General features: G+C 61.4%; 12 protein-coding genes and 1 pseudogene. 4 read left to right on the top strand and 9 right to left on the bottom strand.

Translation table 11 applies throughout. The annotated features are described in order from the left end of the window. Positions 1-85: 85 nt before the first annotated feature. Both HU742_RS22970 and HU742_RS22965 read right to left on the bottom strand, forming a co-directional pair. Entirely contained in the window at positions 86-1087 is a 1002-nt protein-coding gene (locus tag HU742_RS22970; protein ID WP_186641350.1) for a FecR domain-containing protein, read from the bottom strand. Further along, positions 1077-1577, bottom strand: coding sequence for a sigma-70 family RNA polymerase sigma factor (locus tag HU742_RS22965; protein WP_186645198.1), 501 nt, complete (start codon positions 1575-1577; stop codon positions 1077-1079). Before HU742_RS22965 ends, HU742_RS22970 begins: the two co-directional genes overlap by 11 nt. Positions 1578-1842: 265 nt before the next feature. Here HU742_RS22965 and HU742_RS22960 point away from each other — a divergent pair, with 265 nt between their 5' ends. Beyond that, positions 1843-3723, top strand: coding sequence for a methyl-accepting chemotaxis protein (locus HU742_RS22960; RefSeq protein WP_186645200.1), 1881 nt, complete (start codon positions 1843-1845; stop codon positions 3721-3723). Positions 3724-3911: 188 nt separating this feature from the next. On the opposite strand, the gene HU742_RS22955 is transcribed toward HU742_RS22960, so the two are convergent. The 5 genes from HU742_RS22955 to HU742_RS22935 all read right to left on the bottom strand — a co-directional run bounded on the left by HU742_RS22955 (position 3912) and on the right by HU742_RS22935 (position 10922). Next, complete coding sequence (locus HU742_RS22955) at positions 3912-4376, bottom strand: SRPBCC family protein (RefSeq protein ID WP_186645202.1); 465 nt, start codon at positions 4374-4376, stop codon at positions 3912-3914. 31 nt (positions 4377-4407) lie between these two features. Continuing rightward, positions 4408-7833, bottom strand: coding sequence for a non-ribosomal peptide synthetase (locus tag HU742_RS22950; protein ID WP_186645204.1), 3426 nt, complete (start codon positions 7831-7833; stop codon positions 4408-4410). Positions 7834-7843: 10 nt separating this feature from the next. Further along, entirely contained in the window at positions 7844-8776 is a 933-nt protein-coding gene (locus HU742_RS22945) for a diiron oxygenase (protein WP_186641341.1), read from the bottom strand. Then, entirely contained in the window at positions 8773-9549 is a 777-nt protein-coding gene (locus HU742_RS22940; RefSeq protein ID WP_186641339.1) for a DUF3050 domain-containing protein, read from the bottom strand. Before HU742_RS22940 ends, HU742_RS22945 begins: the two co-directional genes overlap by 4 nt. 692 nt (positions 9550-10241) lie before the next feature. Next, on the bottom strand, positions 10242-10922 hold the full coding sequence (locus tag HU742_RS22935; protein WP_186645206.1) for a GntR family transcriptional regulator: 681 nt from the start codon (positions 10920-10922) through the stop codon (positions 10242-10244). Positions 10923-11124: 202 nt separating this feature from the next. Between HU742_RS22935 and lapG the strand changes: the two genes are divergently transcribed. The 3 genes and pseudogenes from lapG to HU742_RS26845 all read left to right on the top strand — a co-directional run bounded on the left by lapG (position 11125) and on the right by HU742_RS26845 (position 14617). Next, entirely contained in the window at positions 11125-11817 is a 693-nt protein-coding gene (lapG, locus tag HU742_RS22930; protein WP_186613998.1) for a cysteine protease LapG, read from the top strand. Between the two features lie 14 nt (positions 11818-11831). Continuing rightward, entirely contained in the window at positions 11832-13778 is a 1947-nt protein-coding gene (gene lapD, locus HU742_RS22925) for a cyclic di-GMP receptor LapD (RefSeq protein ID WP_186641336.1), read from the top strand. Between the two features lie 466 nt (positions 13779-14244). Then, a pseudogene (locus HU742_RS26845) lies at positions 14245-14617 on the top strand (DUF6124 family protein). A 174-nt stretch (positions 14618-14791) separates the two neighbouring features. Here HU742_RS26845 and HU742_RS22915 read toward each other — a convergent pair. Together HU742_RS22915 and HU742_RS22910 are read right to left on the bottom strand one after the other, a co-directional pair. Next, positions 14792-15130: a tryptophan synthase subunit beta gene (locus tag HU742_RS22915; protein ID WP_186614004.1), complete on the bottom strand. Its 339-nt coding sequence runs from the start codon at positions 15128-15130 to the stop codon at positions 14792-14794. A 117-nt stretch (positions 15131-15247) separates the two neighbouring features. Continuing rightward, positions 15248-19226: beta strand repeat-containing protein (locus HU742_RS22910; protein WP_217828413.1), on the bottom strand; the 3979-nt coding region annotated here is incomplete at its 5' end.

The following is a 19226-nucleotide window of genomic DNA, read 5'->3' as shown; positions in this document are numbered from 1 at the left end:
TGGATTTCCGTTGGAGTCGCTGAAGGCAGATAAGCGTTGCTTACTGTCCTAGCCGGACGCCTTGGCAAAACCCGCCAAAAAAAAATCAGGCCGGACGTTCCACCGTGACCCACCAGCGGGTCCGATAACGCAATTGCACCGGCAGCGTGCGTGGAAGCACGGCCAGCATCTTGTCGATATCGTCCAGGCGGAACACCCCGGACAGGCGCAGGTCCGCCACCGCTGCGGCGCATTTCAGGTAGCCGCGACGGTAGCGGCTGACCTCGTTGAGAAAATCTTCCAGGCGCATGTTTCGCGTCACGATCAATCCGTCCGCCCAAGCGCCGGCGTCCATGTCCAATGGCGGCGCCAGGGTCGCTGCCGATGCGGTGATCAAATAGCTTTGGCCGGCATTGACCTGGATCGGCTCACCCTCGCTGTCCCGGTGCGAGGCAATGGCGACCCGACCACTGGTGACGCTCAGGCGTGTGCAATCGTTGTCTTGGCGCACGACGAAGCGTCCTTCCAGCCCCTCGAACTCGCCATGCCGACTTTTCACCAACAATGGGCGCGCGGGATCGCGACCGCAGGTGACCATTATTTCGCCGCGCGCCAACGTGATCAGGCGTTGCGTGGCGGTGTAGTCGAGGTCGGCGGCGCTGTTGGTATTGAGTTCAAGCCGTGTGCCGTCCGGCAGTTGGAAGCCGCGTCGCTCGCCCGTGGCGGTGGCGAAGTCGGCGTTCCATGGCTGCCAGCCGAGGTCTTTGCCCAGCCAGGCGGCGCAGCCCAGCACGGCCACGCCAGACAGCAGCTTCAGGGCCTGGCGCCGGCCGAGGCGCTGGGCGCTGGTTTCCAGCGTTTCGAGGGCGACGTGGGCGCCGGGCACGGCTCGCAGGTTGGCGGTCAATTCACTGTGTAGCGATTGCACCCGTTGCCAAGCCAATTCGTGATCGTGATGAGCGATGCGCCAAGCCTCGCACTGTTGGCGCAAGGCCGGGTTGGCGGCATGGTTGCGCAGGCGCAGCAGCCAATGGATCGCTTGCTTGACCACTTGCTGTGAGGGGCCGCGACCTCGGCCCAGCGGAGTCTGCACTGGCTCAGTCTGCATAGCGCAGCACGTAGCAGTGGTACAGCGCATCGGCGACGTAACGCTCCACCGACCGCAGCGAGACGCCCATTTGTTCAGCAATCTGCTTGTAGGTCAGGCCTTCACACTGGGCGAGCAGGAACGCCCTGCGCACTTTGGGCTTGAGCCCTTCGAGCATCCTGGCAATCGCTTCCAGCAGTTCCAGGATCGACGCCTGGGCTTCGGCGCTGGGCGTTTGTGCTTCCGGCAAATGCGCGATGGTTTCCAGGTAGGCACGTTCGATTTCTTCCCGACGCCAATGGTCGATCACCAGGCCTTGGGCGATGGTGCGCAGAAAGGCGCGAGGGGTCTTGAGTTCCAGGCGTTCGCTACGTTGCAGCAGGCGCACGAAGGTGTCCTGGGCCAGGTCCGCCGCATCGGCGGCATTGCCCAATCGGCTGCGCAACCATGTGTGGAGCCAGCCGTGATGGCTGCTGTAGAGCGCCTGTACTGCAAACTGGGGAGATGACATGAACGCGCCGGCCTGGTATCACAAATGATAATAGGTCGCATTGTCATCAGGGTCAGTCAAATTTGCAACCACCGTTCGCCTGCCCCAAGCAGCGTGGAGTGCCATCTCGTCGGACAATTGTACAAGGGGCTAATTTTTTCCCCGGGCTGGCCGACAGAGAGGTATGCGTGCACCAAAATGGAGCGGATCCAATATCCTGCCCATCATTTACAGGGAAGTTGCACAACGGAATGCACCCTCACTTTTTGCATAAGAAGCCCCGTCCATGAATCTAAAATTCAGCCACAAAATCCTCCTGGCCGCCTCTGGTGTGGTGGTTCTGGCTTTTGCTCTGTTCACGCTCTACAACGATTATCTGCAGCGCAACACCATCGGCCGCAGCCTCGAATCTTCTATCGAGCAATCCGGTGACCTGACCGCCAGCAGCGTCCAGAACTGGATGACTGGCCGGGTCCTGGTGCTGGAAAACCTGGCGCAGAACATTGCCCATCAGGGCGCTGCCGCCGATTTGCCAGGACTGGTCGATCAACCGGCGTTAACCTCGAATTTCCAGTTCACTTACGTAGGCCAGAACACTGGCGTCTTCACCCAGCGTCCGGACGCCAAGATGCCCGACGGCTACGATCCGCGTCAGCGTCCTTGGTACAAACAGGCGGTGGCCGCCGATAAAACCATGCTGACCCCGCCTTACCTGGCGGCAGTGGGTGGCCTTGTGGTGACCATCGCCCTGCCGGTCAAGCACAACGGTGAACTGCTCGGCGTGGTGGGCGGTGACCTGAGCCTGGAAACCTTGGTGAAGATCATCAATTCCGTGGATTTCGGCGGCATTGGTCATGCCTTCCTGGTCAGCGGCGATGGCCAAGTCATCGTCAGCCCGGACAAAGACCAAGTGATGAAAAACCTCAAGGACATCTACCCCGGCACGCCAGTGCGCATCGGCAAGGGCGTCCAGGAAGTCGAGCTGAACGGGCAGGACCGCATCCTGTCGTTCACCCCGGTCGCCGGTTTGCCGAACGCCGAGTGGTACATCGGCCTGTCGATCGACAAGGCCAAGGCCTACGCGCCGCTGAGCCACTTCCGCACGTCCGCGCTGATCGCGATGTTTGTCGCGGTGGCGGCGATTGCGTCGCTGCTGAGCTTGTTGATCCAGGTGTTGATGCGTCCGCTGACCACCATGGGCCGCGCCATGCAGGACATCGCCCAGGGCGAAGGCGACCTGACCCGGCGCCTGGTCGTGCAGGGCAAGGATGAGTTCGCCGTGTTGGGCAGTTCGTTCAATCAGTTCGTGGAGCGTATCCACGCCTCGATTGCCGAAGTGTCTTCCGCTACCCGCCAAGTGCATGATCTGTCGCAACGGGTCATGACTTCGTCCAACGCCTCGCTTGTCGGCTCGGATGAGCAAAGCGCCCGGACCAACAGCGTGGCTGCGGCGATCAACCAGCTCGGCGCCGCGACCCAGGAAATCGCCCGCAATGCCGCCGATGCCTCGCAACAAGCCAGCGGCGCCAGCGAGCAGGCGGATGACGGTCGCCAGGTGGTGGAAAAAACCATCCAGGCCATGACCGAGCTGTCGCAGCAAATCAGCTTGTCGTGCACCCAGATCGAAACCCTGAACGCCAGCACCGACAACATCGGCCACATCTTGGACGTGATCAAGGGCATCTCCCAGCAAACCAATCTGCTGGCCCTGAACGCCGCCATCGAAGCGGCCCGTGCCGGTGAAGCCGGGCGTGGGTTTGCGGTGGTGGCCGATGAGGTGCGCAACCTGGCGCACCGCACCCAGGAATCCGCCGAAGAGATTCACAAGATGATCACCTCGCTGCAGGTCGGTTCTCGCGAAGCCGTGACCACCATGAACGCCAGCCAGGTCTCCAGCGAAGAAAGCGTGGAAGTCGCCAACCAGGCCGGCCTGCGCCTGGTCAGCGTGACCCAGCGCATTGGCGAAATCGACGGCATGAACCAATCCGTGGCCGCCGCGACTGAAGAACAGACCGCCGTGGTGGAAACCCTCAACATGGACGTCAGCCACATCAACCTGCTGAACCAGCAGAGCGTCGCCAACCTCAACGAAACCCTGAAGGATTGCGACGCCTTGTCACAACAGGCCAACCGGTTGAAGCAGTTGGTGGACAGCTTCAAGATCTGAACCAGGCGAACCAGTGCTTACTTGAGCAAACCCGGTTCCCTGTGGCGAGGGAGCTTGCTCCCGCTGGCCTGCGCAGCAGGCCCCCCTGCATTCTTGCAGGCGGACCGCATTGGCCGGTTTTGCGACTGCTGCGCAGCCGAGCGGGAGCAAGCTCCCTCGCCACGGGCTGTGAGTAAGCCCCACAGGGATTAGCTGAACATTCTCTTCACATTCCCCATCGCCTCATCGGCAAACCCTTGCAGGAAATCCCTGAAGCCCGACGGAGTGTGAGCGTCGGTGTGGTCGGCGATGATGGTCCAGGTGGCGCGGCAGCGGTTGTCCGCCAAAGGCTCGACGCGCATCGCTGCCCAGAGGTTGTCGATGCCCAGGGTGTTGTAGATCAGCGTCCAGGTCATGTGCATGGCCTGGTCGTCGCGGCTGTTGAGTTGTTCGACGACCAGGTTCTGTCCGTCGACGAAAAACTTCTTGCGCAGCGATCTCACGCCTTCCCCGGTCATTTCGATGCGCGCCAGCGCGGGGATGAAACGGTTGAACCCGCCGAAATCGCCCACCACGTCCCACACGCGAGCCGCACCGGCCGGTATTTCTATCGTGCTTTCAACGTGGCAGGCGTGGGGGTTCTTGATCAGGGTGTCGGGTTGGAATGCATTCATGGTCTTGCTCCTTGCGTTGGGTTGGGATGTTTCAGATGAAGTCGATAGCTTTGAGATAATTGGCGCCACGGCGTAGAAGGGCCGGGGACTTTTCCGGGTAGCGCGCGCCCATCTGCCGCACACCGGAGCGGGCGTTGTCGTGGCGAATGAGCGAGATGTCGCCGATGTCTTCCTCGAAACCGTTGAGGTAAAAACCCAGCACGCCAAATAGCGCGTTGTCGGCATCGACCCGCGCCAGCTGCTGCTGCCAGTCGGCGACGCTTACCAGGGAAAACTCCCGGCCACTGTCTCGGAACGACGCCACATACGCGTCCCAGCTCAGGGGTTCGGGGTTGTGCAGGTTGAACACCGCTTGCGTTGGCTGGTAGCGGCTGGCGTGGAAGGCGATGAAGCGAGCCAGGAAGTCCACCGGCATCAAGTCGAAATTGAGCGACAGGTCCGGCACCTGGCCGAGCTGGATCGAGCCCTTGAGCATCAGCATCAGCCGGTTCTTGTGGGGCTGGCAGACCCCGGTCTGGCTGTTGAAACTGATGTTGCCAGGCCGGAACAGATTGACCCACACGCCGCGATCCCGCGCCCGTTGCAGGATCCGTTCGCCGACCCATTTGGACAGGTTGTAGCCATTCTTGATGTAGATCGGTGGGGTCTTGGCCGCCGGCTGCTCCAAGACTTGGCCATCGGCATCCAGTGCGCTGGAAGCCGACAGCGTCGAGACGAAATTGAAGATCTTCTTGCTGCGCCCTTCGCACAGGCGCAGGCATTCGAAGATTGGCTCAACGTTGTCTCGCGCCAGGGACTCGTAGTCGAGCACATGGTTGACGTGGGCGGCGTTGTGCACCAACGCGCCGAACGTGCTGTCGATGCGCAGGTAGATGTCGTCCGGCAAGCCCAGTTGCGGCTGGGTGATGTCGGCGGCATAGACGCTGACCCGGCTCAGGTCCAGATGCTCCAACTGGTTGTCCCGCAGGGCCTGGGCGAAACGTTCGGCGGCGCTTTGCCCGCCGGATTCGCGCACCAGACACGCCACCTCGGTGGCGCCCCATGCCAGCAAGGCCTCGACGATGTGCACGCCGAGAAAACTGTTGGCGCCCGTCACCAGCACTTTGTGCACGTCACCGCATTGGCTGATGGGCAGCGGATCGAGGTTGAGTTCGGCCTCGGCATCGATGAACGCTTGGGGGCTGAGGGTGGCGGTGCCGCTTTGCTCCGGGCCGTCGAGCAACTTCGCCAGGGTGATCAACGTCGGCGCTTCGATGAAGCGATTGATCGACAGGCTGCGGCCGAACGATTGGCGAATGCTCAGCAGCAATTGCGACAGCAGGATCGAATGCCCGCCAAGGTTGAAAAAGCTCTCGTCAGTGGCGATGTCCTCGGCCGGCAATTCCAACAGCTCGGCCCACAGCTGCTGGAGTTGGGTTTCCACTGGGTTTTGCGGCTGGCGCCCTTGGCTGCCGACCTGGACGGAGCCCGCCGTTGCCAGCAGCGCCCGACGATCGACTTTGCCATTGCTGGTGTAGGGCAGGCTGGGCAGTTCGATGTAAGCCGCCGGGTGCATGTAGCTGGGCAGCGTGTCCTGCACATGCTCGCGCAAGGCCTGGAGCGCCGCGCCGGGCGCTGTGTCCACCGGGTTGACCAGGAACGCCAGGACTCGCCGGCGCTCATCGACCCCCACCGCCACCTGACGGAACAGCTGACTGTCGCGCAAGCAATGTTCGATCTCCTCGGGCTCGACCCGAAAGCCGCGAATCTTCACTTGGTTGTCGCGGCGACCGCACAGCTCGATCCCGTCGCCGGTCCACTGGCCGACGTCGCCAGTACGATAGACCCGCAACGCTTGTCCGGTGGGCAGCGTCAGGTCGAGGTAGCGGCTGGCGGTCAGCGCCGGATCGTTCAGGTACCCCAGGCCGACCCCCGGCCCAGCGATATACAGTTCGCCGGGCGTGCCTTGTGCGACCGGTTGCAGATGTTCATCCAGAATCAGCATCCGCGCGTTGGTGATGGGTGCGCCCAGGTTGCGGTTGTTATCCCCCACGGCGAATTGCCGAGTGGTCGCCAGCACGGTGGTTTCGGTCGGGCCGTAGATGTTGTGGAACCGGCACTGCGGCGCCAACTGCTCGATGACGAAGGGTTCGCAGACATCGCCGCCGGTGACCAAGCGTGTCAGCCCCAACGGTGCGCCCAGGGGCATGACGCTCAGCAGCGCGGGCGGCAGGAAGGCATGGCTGATGCGCTGCTCACGAATCAACGCCACCAGCTGTTGCGGATCGCGGCGCTGATCTTCGCTGGGCACCACCAGCAGCGCGCCCTGGATGAAGGTCGGCAAGAGGTCCAGCAATGAGGCGTCGAAGTTGATGGTGGAAAACTGCAACGCACGGCTGTCGCGTCGCAACCCGACATGGTCGGCGTACCAGGCGCAGAAATGACTGAGGTTGCGGTGGCTGAGCAGCACGCCTTTGGGCTGGCCGGTGGTGCCGGAGGTGTAGATCGCCACAGCCGGTTCATCGGCATTCACCACGCGGCGGATTGTCGAGGCCGGCAAGCCCGGCTTGGCCGAAGGCAGTCGGCGGACATCCAGCGTCGGTATTGCAGACTCGCCCGGTTCGTCGTCACCGTCGTGCAGCAACAGGTCGGCCTTGGCGTTTTCCAGGATGAAGCGCCGACGTTGCACCGGATGTTGCGGGTCGAGTGGCAGATACACCGCCCCGCAACCCAGCACCGCCAGGATCGCGGCATACAGCTGCGCCGACTTGGGCAGGCACACGCCGATCACCTGTGGGCGGCCGATTGTCTTTGGCAGGCTGGCGAGTATCGATTGCTGCAGCTGCAGCACGGTGTTGCGTAAGGCTTTGTAGTCGATGACGTGGCCGTTGACCCACAACGCGGGGTGCTTCGCGTCATCGAGCATGCGCTGCTCGATGTTGTGCATCACCGGCACGTCCGAGGCCGCCAGCAGCCAAGGCACCGCGGGCTGATTGAGACGGTGCTCGAAGGCCAGCGGCTCCAGCGCGTCGAGCCCGTGAAGCGGTTGGTCGATAAGATCGCTCGGTTCCGTCGGCCATTGATCGAAGCCGGCTTCCTCACGGGATAACCGGCTGACCAGCCGCGCGCCATGCTCCACCACCGCTGCCGTGGCGTGCAGGCGCAAAGACTGGCCGTTGCCGTCGCAATGCGCTGTGATTCGTTCCTGGGCCAACAGCCGTTGCGCACCGTCGCGAAACAGCACCACCGGCTGCGGCAAGGCCTGGCCGGGCACGGCCTGGAGCAGCACGCGCACTTGAAGGCAAAACCGGACCTCAAGGGCGCACGGCACCGTACCGTCGTCGATCAACAAGTCGATCGCGCCGTGGCCGGTCAGTGCTTGCGCATCCGCGACACCGTGGCCGTGCAGTTCCAGTTCCCGGGCCAGTTCGGCCATGGCCTGGCTCTTGCCAGACACAGCAATTTCGAGGCGTCTCATTGGAAGGTCCTCATGGGGTCAGGTAATCAGCCAGGGCATCGCGCACACACGGTGACGCCAGCATCGAGCTGCCGCGAAAGAAACGCGTGATGTTGCCCACCAGTGGGTGAAAACGATTGATGGGATAGGCCAGTGCGGCAGCGTCTTCACGCAGCGACTGGCGCGCCGATTCGTCGATGGGCAGGTGCGTGATCAACTCGAAATCGAACGCCTGTTGCAGATCGCTGGCCAGGTACTCGGCGATGAAACCAGGCATCAAGCGGGCAATCGCCTCGCGGTCCTCTTCGGGCGCGGTGCGCCAGTAGATCTGCACCAGCCGCGTCCAGAAGCCCGAGTGCCGGCCCTCGTCCAGCAGGTGGTCGGCCATCAATCCCTTGATCGAGGCCTTGACCGAATCGTCCCGGGCAAACGCCGCCACCTCATTGGTCACGGTGTTCTCGGCGATGGCGATGCAAATCAGTTCCACAGCGCTGAGCAGATGCTCCGGCGCCCGCGCCAGCGTGGCCGGAATCGCCCGGCTGAGTTCGATCTGCTGGGGCAACGGGATCGGCGTGATGCCGGTCATGTCGATGGTCTGCTGCATGAAGTCCATCGCCACCAGTGCGTGGTAATCCTCATCCACCACCACGGTCATCGCGTCGTAGCGACAGGCAAACGGAAACTCGATACCGAAGCGGTTCTTGGCGATGCGCCGGGCGGTGTGGTCCACCAGCTCCGTTTCAAAAATCACCACGTCGTTGATAAATTTGTAGAGGCTTTGCACCAGGACAAAATCACGCAGCTGCGGGCAATGGCTCAGGAAGGTCTGGCTGTGCACCATGGGTTGGCGGCTCATGGGAAAGATCAGCTTGTCGTCGTCTTCGACCCGGCGCCGCGGACGGGTGCGGATCGTGGCGCGGCTCTCCCAGGCATCGGCGAAGGACTGATATTGAATGGCGTTCATGGCGTCACCTGCGCAACGGCCTGGGTCATGCTCAGGCGTAGGCCATCCCACAGCGCCGTGCGACTGTGGACGGCAGCGAGGGCGGCGGCCAGGACTTCGTGCTCGCGCTGCGGGTCGCCATCGATCAGCCGTGCCAGCAGTTTTTCCGCCGCCGGGCCGTGGTCTTCGGAGTCCACCTCGATATGCCGTTGCAGGTAATAACGAAACGTCGGTGCCTGATCCAGGCCAATGCCCCAAGCGTCCAGCATCCGCTGGAACATCTGCGGGATGACGCTTTCGCGACCATGCACGAATGCGGCGGCCACGCTGTGGGCCGGGGCATGAAGCGCGGTGTGCAGGGTCTGGCGCACGAAGCGCGCCGCGGCGGGTTCTACCTCGACGCTGTCCAGCGCGGTTTCCGGGCTGACGCCTTCTTGTTGCAGGGCGATAAATTGCTCAATCGCCCGGGTGTCCGCGCCGACCTCGCGCATGGCGTCCAGGTACAGTTCGAAATGGCTGCAATAGCCCGCGCCGGGACGGTCGTCGGACTCTTCACCCAAGACGATTTCGTTGATCAAGCGCGCCGCATGCGGGTCGGCCGGCGGCAGCCACGGTAGATGAGTGCAGGTCAGTTCCCGTTGCAGGCGTTTGGTCAGTGACATGAAATCCCACACGGCAAAAACATGACTTTCCATAAAACGGCGCAACAGGTCGATTGATGTTATTTCAGAAAAGACCGGGTGTTGGCCAAGTTCGTGCTTTTTCAGGGAAAGTTGCTCTTTGGTTGGCTGCATTGAAACGTCCTCATCAATGATGTTTGTCCGGAAGTTGCTCGCCTTGTTTGCCAGGGCGAGCAGGGGCCTGAACCGGAATCCATGTTTTCGTGATAATGCTTGTTGGTGCGCGCTTCGCTCTGTTGTGCCGTTGTCTGGCGTGGTTTGCCAAAGCGCTGGAGCGGTCGATAGCAACTCGACAATTAAAAAGTTAGTGCATGTATCAAAGGCTCTGCAAGTTATTTTTTAGTTATTTAAAGTTGGGTATTTATTAGGCGCGAAGAGGCTAATTAAAACTTTTGTTGTAAGTTTTATTGGGGCGAAGTTGCTCCTTCCGATTTGTAACTATCAGAATCGAATGGTTCGAACGAATGCCTCGCTCGGAGCACTTCAGGGATCGGGGGAATAAAGAAGTTGGTGTTTATGGGCGGGAGACCGGTCGGACTTCCGGGTCTTTCCGCCAGTGGGCGACGCTCCTTGCGAGGTGGTTTCGATTCGCTTGGCGTGCAGCCAGGCGCTGACTTCTTCAGGTCTTTTTTTCGAACCGATAAACGCAAGAGTGAGCCCAAATCGATAGCAGTTCCATTGAACTGATGTCGAGACGGATCGCCGCCGCGGTGAGGCCGTGCCGGGCGGGCAATCTGAGCTGTAGGAAGGATGTGTAAGAAAGTGCTACGCCGGCTCGGGGCCGGCGCATAGGGGGAGCGTTTCGCTTACTGATTCAGGTATTTGCGCATCGTGATGGACGCTTTTTCCAGATGCTGCTCCAGCAGGTAAACCGCTTGATCGATGTCTTTGGCTGCCGCAGCGGCGAGCATTGCATGATGGTCGTCCTGGGTCAGCTTGCCCAGGCCCATGGATGACAGATGAAAGCGCAGGAAGCGCTCTTCTTCATTGAGCTCGTGCTCGACCAGGTCAAGCAGCTTGGCGTTGGGCGCCCGGTGGTAAAGCGACATATGGAACAGCCGATTGAGCCTGGCGATCTCGGCGTGATCGGCCTGGGTTTCCAGCTGCTCGATGTAGTGGGCGGCCATTGCCAAGTCGTTGTCATCGAGCAGCGGAATGGAAAGGCGCAGGGCGAAGCTCTCCAGGACCGAACGCAAGGCGTAGGTCTCGACCGCACTGCTGGTGATCAGCGGAGCCACCACCGCGCCCTTGTGCTGGACCACGTTGAGCAACGATTGCGCCTCAAGCTGACGCAATGCCTCGCGCACCGGCATGCGGCTGACGCCGAACAGGTCGGCCAGCTCCTGCTGGCGCAACGCGGTGCCGCTGGGCAAGCGGCCGTCGAGAATGGCTTCGCGCAGGGAGCTTTCGATGACGGCGCGGGCCTGCGCAGCGGGAATAGGTCCGTTGACCTGGATTGTGCTTAACGGTTTGGGCTTCTGCGTCACGACAACACCCTGACTGGTAGTAACGAAATTGGATCCAAGCCAACATTAGTTACAGATTGCCAAGCCGTCAAAATCTCGCGGCCCCGGTTCCTGAACTAAAGTTTAGTCTGCTTGTGGTGATTGCAACCTGCCATTGTCTTTTGCCGGGCCAGGCTTCACCATCCAACGAATTTTCCAACGGCCCTTTTCGGACTTATTTCCCTTGGCTGCACCTTTCCCGGTCCTCAGGTCCTTGCGCTGGCTGTGTACGGCATTGCTGCTGGCCGGCCTGATGCTGGGCGGCTTGCGAGCCGACTGGGACTTTGCGCAGATCAGCCGGCGGGCGCAAGCGTTATATGGACCGTTGGGCGAAGGGCAGCAGCGGATCGACGCGTGGCAGCAATTGCTGGCGACCCAGAAACAGATCCCGGAGCTGGAACAGCTCAAGGTGGTGAACCTGTTTTTCAACAAACAGGTGCGCTACGTGGAGGACATCGACCTGTGGCGTGAGGTCGACTATTGGGAAACGCCGATCCAGGCCCTGTGGAAGGGCGCCGGCGATTGTGAAGACTACGCCATCGCCAAGTATTTCAGCCTGCGTCACCTCGGGGTGTCCAGTGACAAGCTGCGTATCACCTACGTCAAGGCGTTGCGGCAGAACCGTGCGCACATGGTGCTCACGTATTACGCCACCCCCGACGCCATGCCGCTGGTGCTCGACAGCCTGATCGACGGCATCCAGCCGGCCAGCCAGCGAACCGACTTGCTCCCGGTCTACTCTTTCAATGCCGAAGGGCTGTGGCTGCCGGGCGCCAAGGGCAACAAGAAAGTGGGTGACACCAAGCGCCTGTCCCGGTGGCAGGATGTGTTGAAAAAAATGCAGGCCGAAGGTTTTCCGGTCGAGACGACTAACTAGGAGCGCGCGCTCAGATGTCCTTGTTCAAACAGCTGTTGATCGCTATCTGTCTGTTCCTGGTGGTTGCCTTCAGCGGCAGCTTCATGGTCAGCCTGGAGAGCTCGCGGACCCAGTACGTCAATCAGTTGCGCTCCCATGCCCAGGACGCGGCCACGGCGCTCGCACTGTCGCTGACGCCGAACATCGACGATCCGGCGATGGTCGAGTTGATGGTCAGCTCGATCTTCGACAGCGGTTACTACGCGAGCATCCGCGTGATCGACGTGGCCACCGACAGGACCCTGGCCGAGCGCACTGGCACGCCGGACGCCGGCAGCGTCCCGCAATGGTTCATCAGGCTTATTGGCCTTGAACCGGCTGGTGGCGATGCGATCGTCAGCCGTGGTTGGGAGCAGGCGGCGCGGGTCGAGGTGGTCAGCCATCCGATGTTCGCCCTTGCCAAGCTGTGGCAGAGCGCGCTGGGCAGCCTGGGTTGGTTGCTGCTGTGCGGCGCCGTGAGCGCGGTGCTCGGCGCCTTGCTGTTGCGTCGTCAGCTCAAGCCGTTGGATTACATGGTGCACCAGTCCCACGCCATCGCCCGTCGTGAATTCCTCAGCCTGCCGGAGCTGCCGCGCACCCCAGAGCTGCGTCGGGTGGTGCAAGCAATGAACCAGATGGTCGAGAAGCTCAAGGCACTGTTCCAGGAACAGGCTGAGCGCAGCGAGAAGCTGCGGGTCGAGTCCTACCAGGACAATCTCACTGGGCTGGCCAATCGACGGTATTTCGAAATGCAATTGCATGCCCGGGTGAGCAATCCGGAGCAGGCCAGTTCCGGCTATCTGCTGTTGCTACGGGTCAAGGACCTGGCCGGTTTGAACCAGCGGCTGGGCGGGCAGCGCACTGACCAATTGCTCAAGGCCGTGGGCGAGCAGCTGTTGCGTGAATGCGCCCGCTATCCGGAAACCCATAACCTGGTGACACGCATCCGCGGCGGTGAGTTCGCGGTGCTGGCGCCGGGGCTGGTGCGCGAGGAGGCGCTGCAACTGGCGCAAAACCTGGAAAGCGCGTTGGCGAGCCTGCACGCCACCGGCGCGACCGACGTGGCCTCGGTGGCTTCCATCGGTCTGGCGCCGTTCGTTCATGGCGACTCGCCGCAAGCGGTGCTCCAGCTCGGCGACCAGGCCCTGGCCCAGGCCGAAAGCCAGGGCGAACCGGGCTGGGCTTGCCTGGATCACAGCGCCTCGGCGAGTGTCGGCGATGATCACCATGCCTGGCACAACCTGCTCGACCAGGCCTTGGGCAACCAGCGCTTCGAGCTGTATTTCCAACCGGTGGTGGCTACCCAGGACACCGATGTGGTGTTGCATTACAAAGTGCTGTCGCGGTTGTTGGATGAACAAGGCCAGACCATTCCCGCCGGACGTTTCCTGCCGTGGCTGGAGCGCTTTGGCTGGACCGCGCGCCTGGACCGTCTGATGCTCGAACAGGTGCTCAAGCAAATGGCCGGGCATGAGCAGTCCCTGGCGTTGAACCTGTCTTCGGCGACCTTGGCCGATCCGCAGGCGCTGAACAAGATCTTTGAGATCCTGCGGGCGCATTCCAACCTTGGGTCGCGCCTGACCCTGGAGATTGGTGAAGAGCAACTGCCGGAGCAAGCGGTGCTGGAGCAATTGACCCGGCAGTTGCGCGAGCTCGGTTTCTCCTTGAGTTTGCAGCGTTTTGGTGGGCGGTTCAGCATGATTGGTAACTTGTCGCGGCTGGGGTTGGCTTACCTGAAGATTGATGGCAGCTACATTCGCGCGATTGATCAGGAAAGTGACAAGCGTCTGTTTATCGAGGCTATTCAGCGGGCTGCTCACAGTATTGATCTGCCGTTGATTGCTGAGCGGGTTGAGACGGAGGGGGAGTTGGCGGTGATTCGGGAGATGGGGTTGTTTGGGGTGCAGGGGCAGTTGGTTGGGGAGCCTAAGCGTTGGGGGTGAGGCGGCTTGTACGCTTCTGATTGAGTGCATATCCGTTGCTGCGGTAACGGCGACTTAGGGTTTCGCCCTGACGGCGACTCACTTTTTTTGGCGCTCTTCCAAAAGTGACCCGCTGTAAGAGCGGAACCGCCAGTAGCCGTTACCGCAGAAACGGATATACACCCTTTTCTGAAAGCAAAATCCTAGGAGATTTCCTTCAAGTTGTAGCGAACTTGGTGAACTTGTCCGGCGTCTGTCTCATGGCTAGTCTGAGCTTGTCACCGAAAAAACGGTGACACTGGCGTGCAAGCCGGTTAAAAGACGACGCGCAAGCGCTTTATGGCGGTTGTGCGTGGGAGATTTCTTTGCAAGAAGGAGTCTGCCGGGGTTCCGTCTGCCCGGTCTTGCACACCTGCGTACAGCTGCCACCTCATTTGCGTGCAAGCGAACGGTGTCGGTTCCACTTCTACAGATGGAGCTTCACGACATGTTCAAAGTAACTCCAAATCCGCCAGGAAACCCTGGCAAAACCTCTAGCAAATCAGCGAAGTCCAAAAAACTCGACGAAGCCGCCGAACGCGCCCTCGACTACTACCTCAATCCCAAACCAACCGATAAAGCCTCGGGGGAAACCCCAAACCGCCCAGCTTTTCATGGTCTCTCCAGACATCGACACCGAAACCCTCCTGGCCAATGCCTCCGAAGACTTGTTGTCCATCAGCGCCATCGCGGCCGACCTGGCGGATGACGTCGACGGCTCACGCCGCAGCGTGATCCTGGCGCTCAGCCGAATGGCCGACGGGGTGCACCTGTTGGTGGAGCGGGCGATGGATCGGCTGGAGGTTCAAGCGTCGGGCTGACGCAGAACCTGTGGCGAGGGAGCTTGCTCCCGCTCGGCTGCGCAGCAGTCGCAGAACCGGGCAATGTGGTCAACCTGGAAAAATGCAGGGGCCTGCTTTGCAGGCCAGCGGGAGCAAGCTCCCTCGCCACAGGTGCTGTGTACTGCTTGGAATGGCGTCAGCCCGGGTGACAGGCTAGATCAACCCTTTCTCGTCATCATCGATCAACCGACTCAACCCACCCAGCGCTTCCCGCGCCTGGTTGCGGTCCATCAGCTTGGCCTGGGCCGCTGCTGGCAGGTCGGTGACGCGGATGACGCCTTTAGCGGTCAGGACCTGGATCAAGTCGTCGAGTACCCGGATCATCTCCAGGTCGCTTTGCTTGAGTTGCTTGAGGCTGTTCTCTACGGCCTGGTTGGCGAACCAGTCCTGAATCTCGTGGTTGTCGGCCGGCAAGGTCTCGGTGGCCTCGGCATAAGCGGTGGCTTCGACGCGCACCAGCAGGCCTTGTGCATCGCGTTGCACATAAAACATCGGGCATCCCTCATGTATGAAGCGGCGTCATGCTGGGCAGCATAGGCCAACTGTGGGGATTATGAACACTTATCCCATGCGAGGGAGCTGGCTCTCTCGCATGGGACGCTGTCAGGTTCAGCTGTTGTTGTGATCGATCTTGATGGTCGGATCACTGCCGGCGATGAGCGAGTTCAGGTTGATGTTCGACCAGTTGTTGCCTTCCAGCTTGATCGTCACGTCTGGCGTCGCTGCCGCACCGTTGGCCGCGTTGAACTGGCCGGTGGTGCTGACTTGCAGAGAAGACACGCCATCGACCGTGCTGATTTTCAGGAAGTGGTCGATGGTGCTGCCGGTTTCGCCCTGCAACAGGTCCCGCAGGTCAATCCGGTCACCGTCGGCGGCCTTGAAGTCCTTGATCACATCATTGCCGGTGTCGCCGGACTTCCAGACAAAGGTATCGCCGCCCAGGCCACCGATCAGGGTGTCGTTGCCCTTGCCGCCGCCCAGGATGTCGTTGCCGCTGCCACCGAGCAGGATGTCATTGCCCTTGCCGCCATCCAGCAGGTCGTTGCCGCCCTGGCCGAAAATGATGTCGTTACCGGCGCCGCCCAGCAGGGTGTCGTTGCCGTCATGTGCGCCGGACACATCGAACGCGGTGTAGTGCTCGGTGATGTACTGATGCACATTGCTGGTGGTGACCTTGCTGACGTCCACGCCGCTTTGCTGGGCCACGAACGACTGGATGGCCTGGTAACCCTCACCGGCAATGCCGTTGAAACTCACCAGGTCGCCGAACAGAATGTCGTTGCCGTCCGCGCCATTGACCGTGTCGGCACCTGGCAACGTTGCTTCGGTGTGGCCGATGATCGAGTTGGCCAGGTTGTTCGGGTCGATGTTGGTCTGTGGTGACGAGTCCGAATCGTACGGCTTGAGATCGTTCAGGGTCACATCACTGTTCAGGCCGATGGCTTCGACGGTGCTCAAACCCTTGAGCAGCGTGAAGCTATCGGTCGAGCCCGCCGCTGAATCTACATAGTTCCAGTAGTCGCCATAACCGGTGCCGCCCTGTTTCGACACTTCGAAGGTGCCATTGCCCTCGGCATGCACCGTGCCCACATAGCTGTCGATCCATTTCTTGCCGCTTTTGGTCGACAGATACATCTCGCCGTTTTCGTAGATGGTGTACTTGTGCGTGCTGTCGATCGTCTGGGTGTAGTACTTGCCAGCGCTGTAGTTGGCCGCGCTCAGGACGTCATCAAGCTTGACGGTGCCGTAGAGCGTTGGGTTGCCCTGTTCTTCGGTCTGGTAGTAGGTCGGCTTGCCGTCGGTAATGAAATACGTGAGGTTCTTCGCCCCGGTATTGTTCAGGGCTTCGGTACTCTTGAAGAAGTTCGCCGTGGTCTTGAACACGTCTTCATAGTTGGTACCGCCACCGGACACCATCGAATCGAGCAGGCCCTTGAGCAAGGTCAAGGCGTTCGAGTCTTTGAGGTTGACCGAGACCGTGCTGTTCACCTGGCTGTCGAAGTCCGCCAGGAAAATATTCACCGTCCCGGAGTTACTGCCCAGGCTCTGCTTGAGGGTGCTGAACACCGAAGTCAGCGAGGCCTTCGCCGCTGCAATGGACGAGTCGCTCATGCTGCCGGAGCTATCGACCATAAAGGCGATGTTGTAGTTGACCCCTGGCACCACGGTCAGCCCACCGATGTCGGCGACGATGACGTCGTTGCCGTCGGTACCGGTGACGTTGTCGCTGCCGGAAGTGGCGGTGGTGGCGTTGTAGACCGCCGGGTGCACCGTCACCGGGATTTGCGCGGTGGTCACGGCCGATCCGCCGAGGGCTTCGGTGGAGGTCGAGGTCACGGTCAGGTTGATCTGGCCATTGAAGTAGGTCGGTGGCGTCAGGTTGAGGCTGCCCAGGTTCCAGCCAGAGACCGAGGCTTCGCCGTTGGCGCCCACGGTCGCGGTGTGGCCTGCGCCGTCGCTCAGCACGCTGCCTTCCGGCATGCCGCCGATCTTCACGCTCAGGCTTTCGGAGCCGTCGGTGTCGGTCAGGGCGGTGGTGATCTTCGACAGGTTCACGCTGCCGCCTTCGGCGCCTTCGTTGAGCTTGAAGCCGTCGTAGTAGCCTTCGCCATTGGTGCCGTGCAGGTCGGAGACGGACACGCCGGCATTCACCAGGTCGGTCACGCCGGTATAGAGCGGTACGCCGGCGCTGCTCAGGTCCACGGGCGTGCTGCCGTTGACCGACAGGTTCACGTCATAGCTGCCCGGGCCGGTCTGGTTGTGATGGTAGATGTCCAGGGTGTAGTAGCCGCTGGTGGTCGGCGTGAACGAACCGTTCAACTTGCCACCCGCGCCCCAGGTGATACCCGCCACGTCCTTGCCGCCAATCGTCACCAGCAGGCTGTCATCACCGGTGCCGCTGAAGGTGTAGGTCTTGCCGGCCTCCAGGAAAATCAGGCCCGAGGTTTTCGACGCGGTGCCTGCGTTGACGTTGCTGTCGTTCTGAACGTTGCTCACATTGGTGCTGCTGTTCGGCGTGCCGGCGGCATCGATCACCGACTTGAGCGTGCCGGACGGCGCGCCGCTGCCGTCGGTGCCCAGGCCGGACAGGCCGGTCCAGACTTCCTTGATCAAACCGGTGGAGGTCACGTTGTTGCCGGCCACGTTGAGGCTCGGTGCGTCGGCGACCGGGGTGATGTCGATCTTCACAGTGCCGGTATTGCCTAGCGTCTGGCCGTCGGTTGGCTGGAAGCTGATTTGCGCGTAGTCGGCCTTTTGATTACCCACGCCGGCCGGGTTGCCGTTGGCACCGGATTCGTTGGCATCGGGGGTGAAGCGCAGCTTGCCAGCGTCGATGTCCGCCTTGCTGAAGGTCTGGTTGTTGGCCACGTCCTTCCAGGTTGCGCCGTCCAGGTACTGCAATTTGCCGTCACCCGGCAGCCCGGTGATTTTCACGCCCTGGCTGGTGGCGGCGCTGTCCACGTCGCTGATGCCGAACGTCGACCAGCCGAGGACCAGTGAAGTGTCTTCGGTACCGGTCACCGCGCCACCGGTGGCTACGGGTGCGTCGTTGACCCCGACCACGTTCACGGTGGTGGTGGCGGTGTTGGAGTAGCTTGCGCCGTCGGTCACTGTCACGGTGATGACGCGCGGTACGGTGCTCGGATCTTCGCTGTTGTTGATGAAACTGATGTTCTTGATCTGCTGCATGTAGTCGGCCAGCGTTGCATTGCCTGTCAGCGTCAGGACGACTTTGCCGTCGGTGCTGTTGGCGTTGATGCTGATGCCGTTGACGCTATTGCCCAGGTTCAGATGATCGCCAGGCTGACGGTTGGTCAGCACGATGGTGGCGCCGGTCAGCATGGTGCTGTCCGGGTCGGTGATTTTCAGGTCGGTGTCGGCAATCGATACGCCCTGGCCGGTGGTGCCTTCAGTGAACGTCACTTGATAATCGGCGCCGGTCTTGCCGCTGGAGTTGTTGGCGTCCAGGTCGAGTACCGGCGGCGCATCGTTGTCGATGATCGAGGTGCTGACGCTGCCGTTGGTGCCGCTGACCGCCAAGTGCTCGAAGTTGCCACCGGTAGCCGAGTCAATCTTGACCACGAAGTTTTCCGTGCCTTCGGTGATCTTGTCGTCCAGCGTCGCCACGTTGAAGGTCGCACTGGTGGCGTTGGCCGGGATCTTCACGGTGTAGACGCCGGTGAAGTCCGTGCCGTCGGCGGCGGTGCCGCTGTAGACGATCTTGAGCGTCACCTCGGTTTGCGCCGGGTTCGTCAGGCTGACGGTGTACGTGGCCGCCAGGCCTTCGGTGACCGACGTGCTGCCGGTGATGCTGACGGTGGTGTTGTCGACCGTGTCACCCACGGCCGTCGACGCGCCGGTCTTGTCGATACCGATGGCTTCGAGATTGCCGCCGGATGCCGATTTGATCGTCTCGGTGATGGACGGCGCGCCGGTGTAGACATCGTTGCCAACCGCGACATCCAACGCCCCCGAGCTTGCGCCGGCTGCGATGATGATGGTCTTGCCGCTGTCCAGGGTAACGGTGACGGGACCATTCTGCGCGGTGACCGGCTTGCCGTCGGCACCGGTTAGGGTGGCAGTGTAA

The sequence above is a fragment of the Pseudomonas marvdashtae genome (assembly GCF_014268655.2).
GTDB classification, from domain to species: Bacteria; Pseudomonadota; Gammaproteobacteria; order Pseudomonadales; family Pseudomonadaceae; genus Aquipseudomonas; species Aquipseudomonas marvdashtae.
This window is presented reverse-complemented; position numbering and strand designations above follow the sequence as displayed.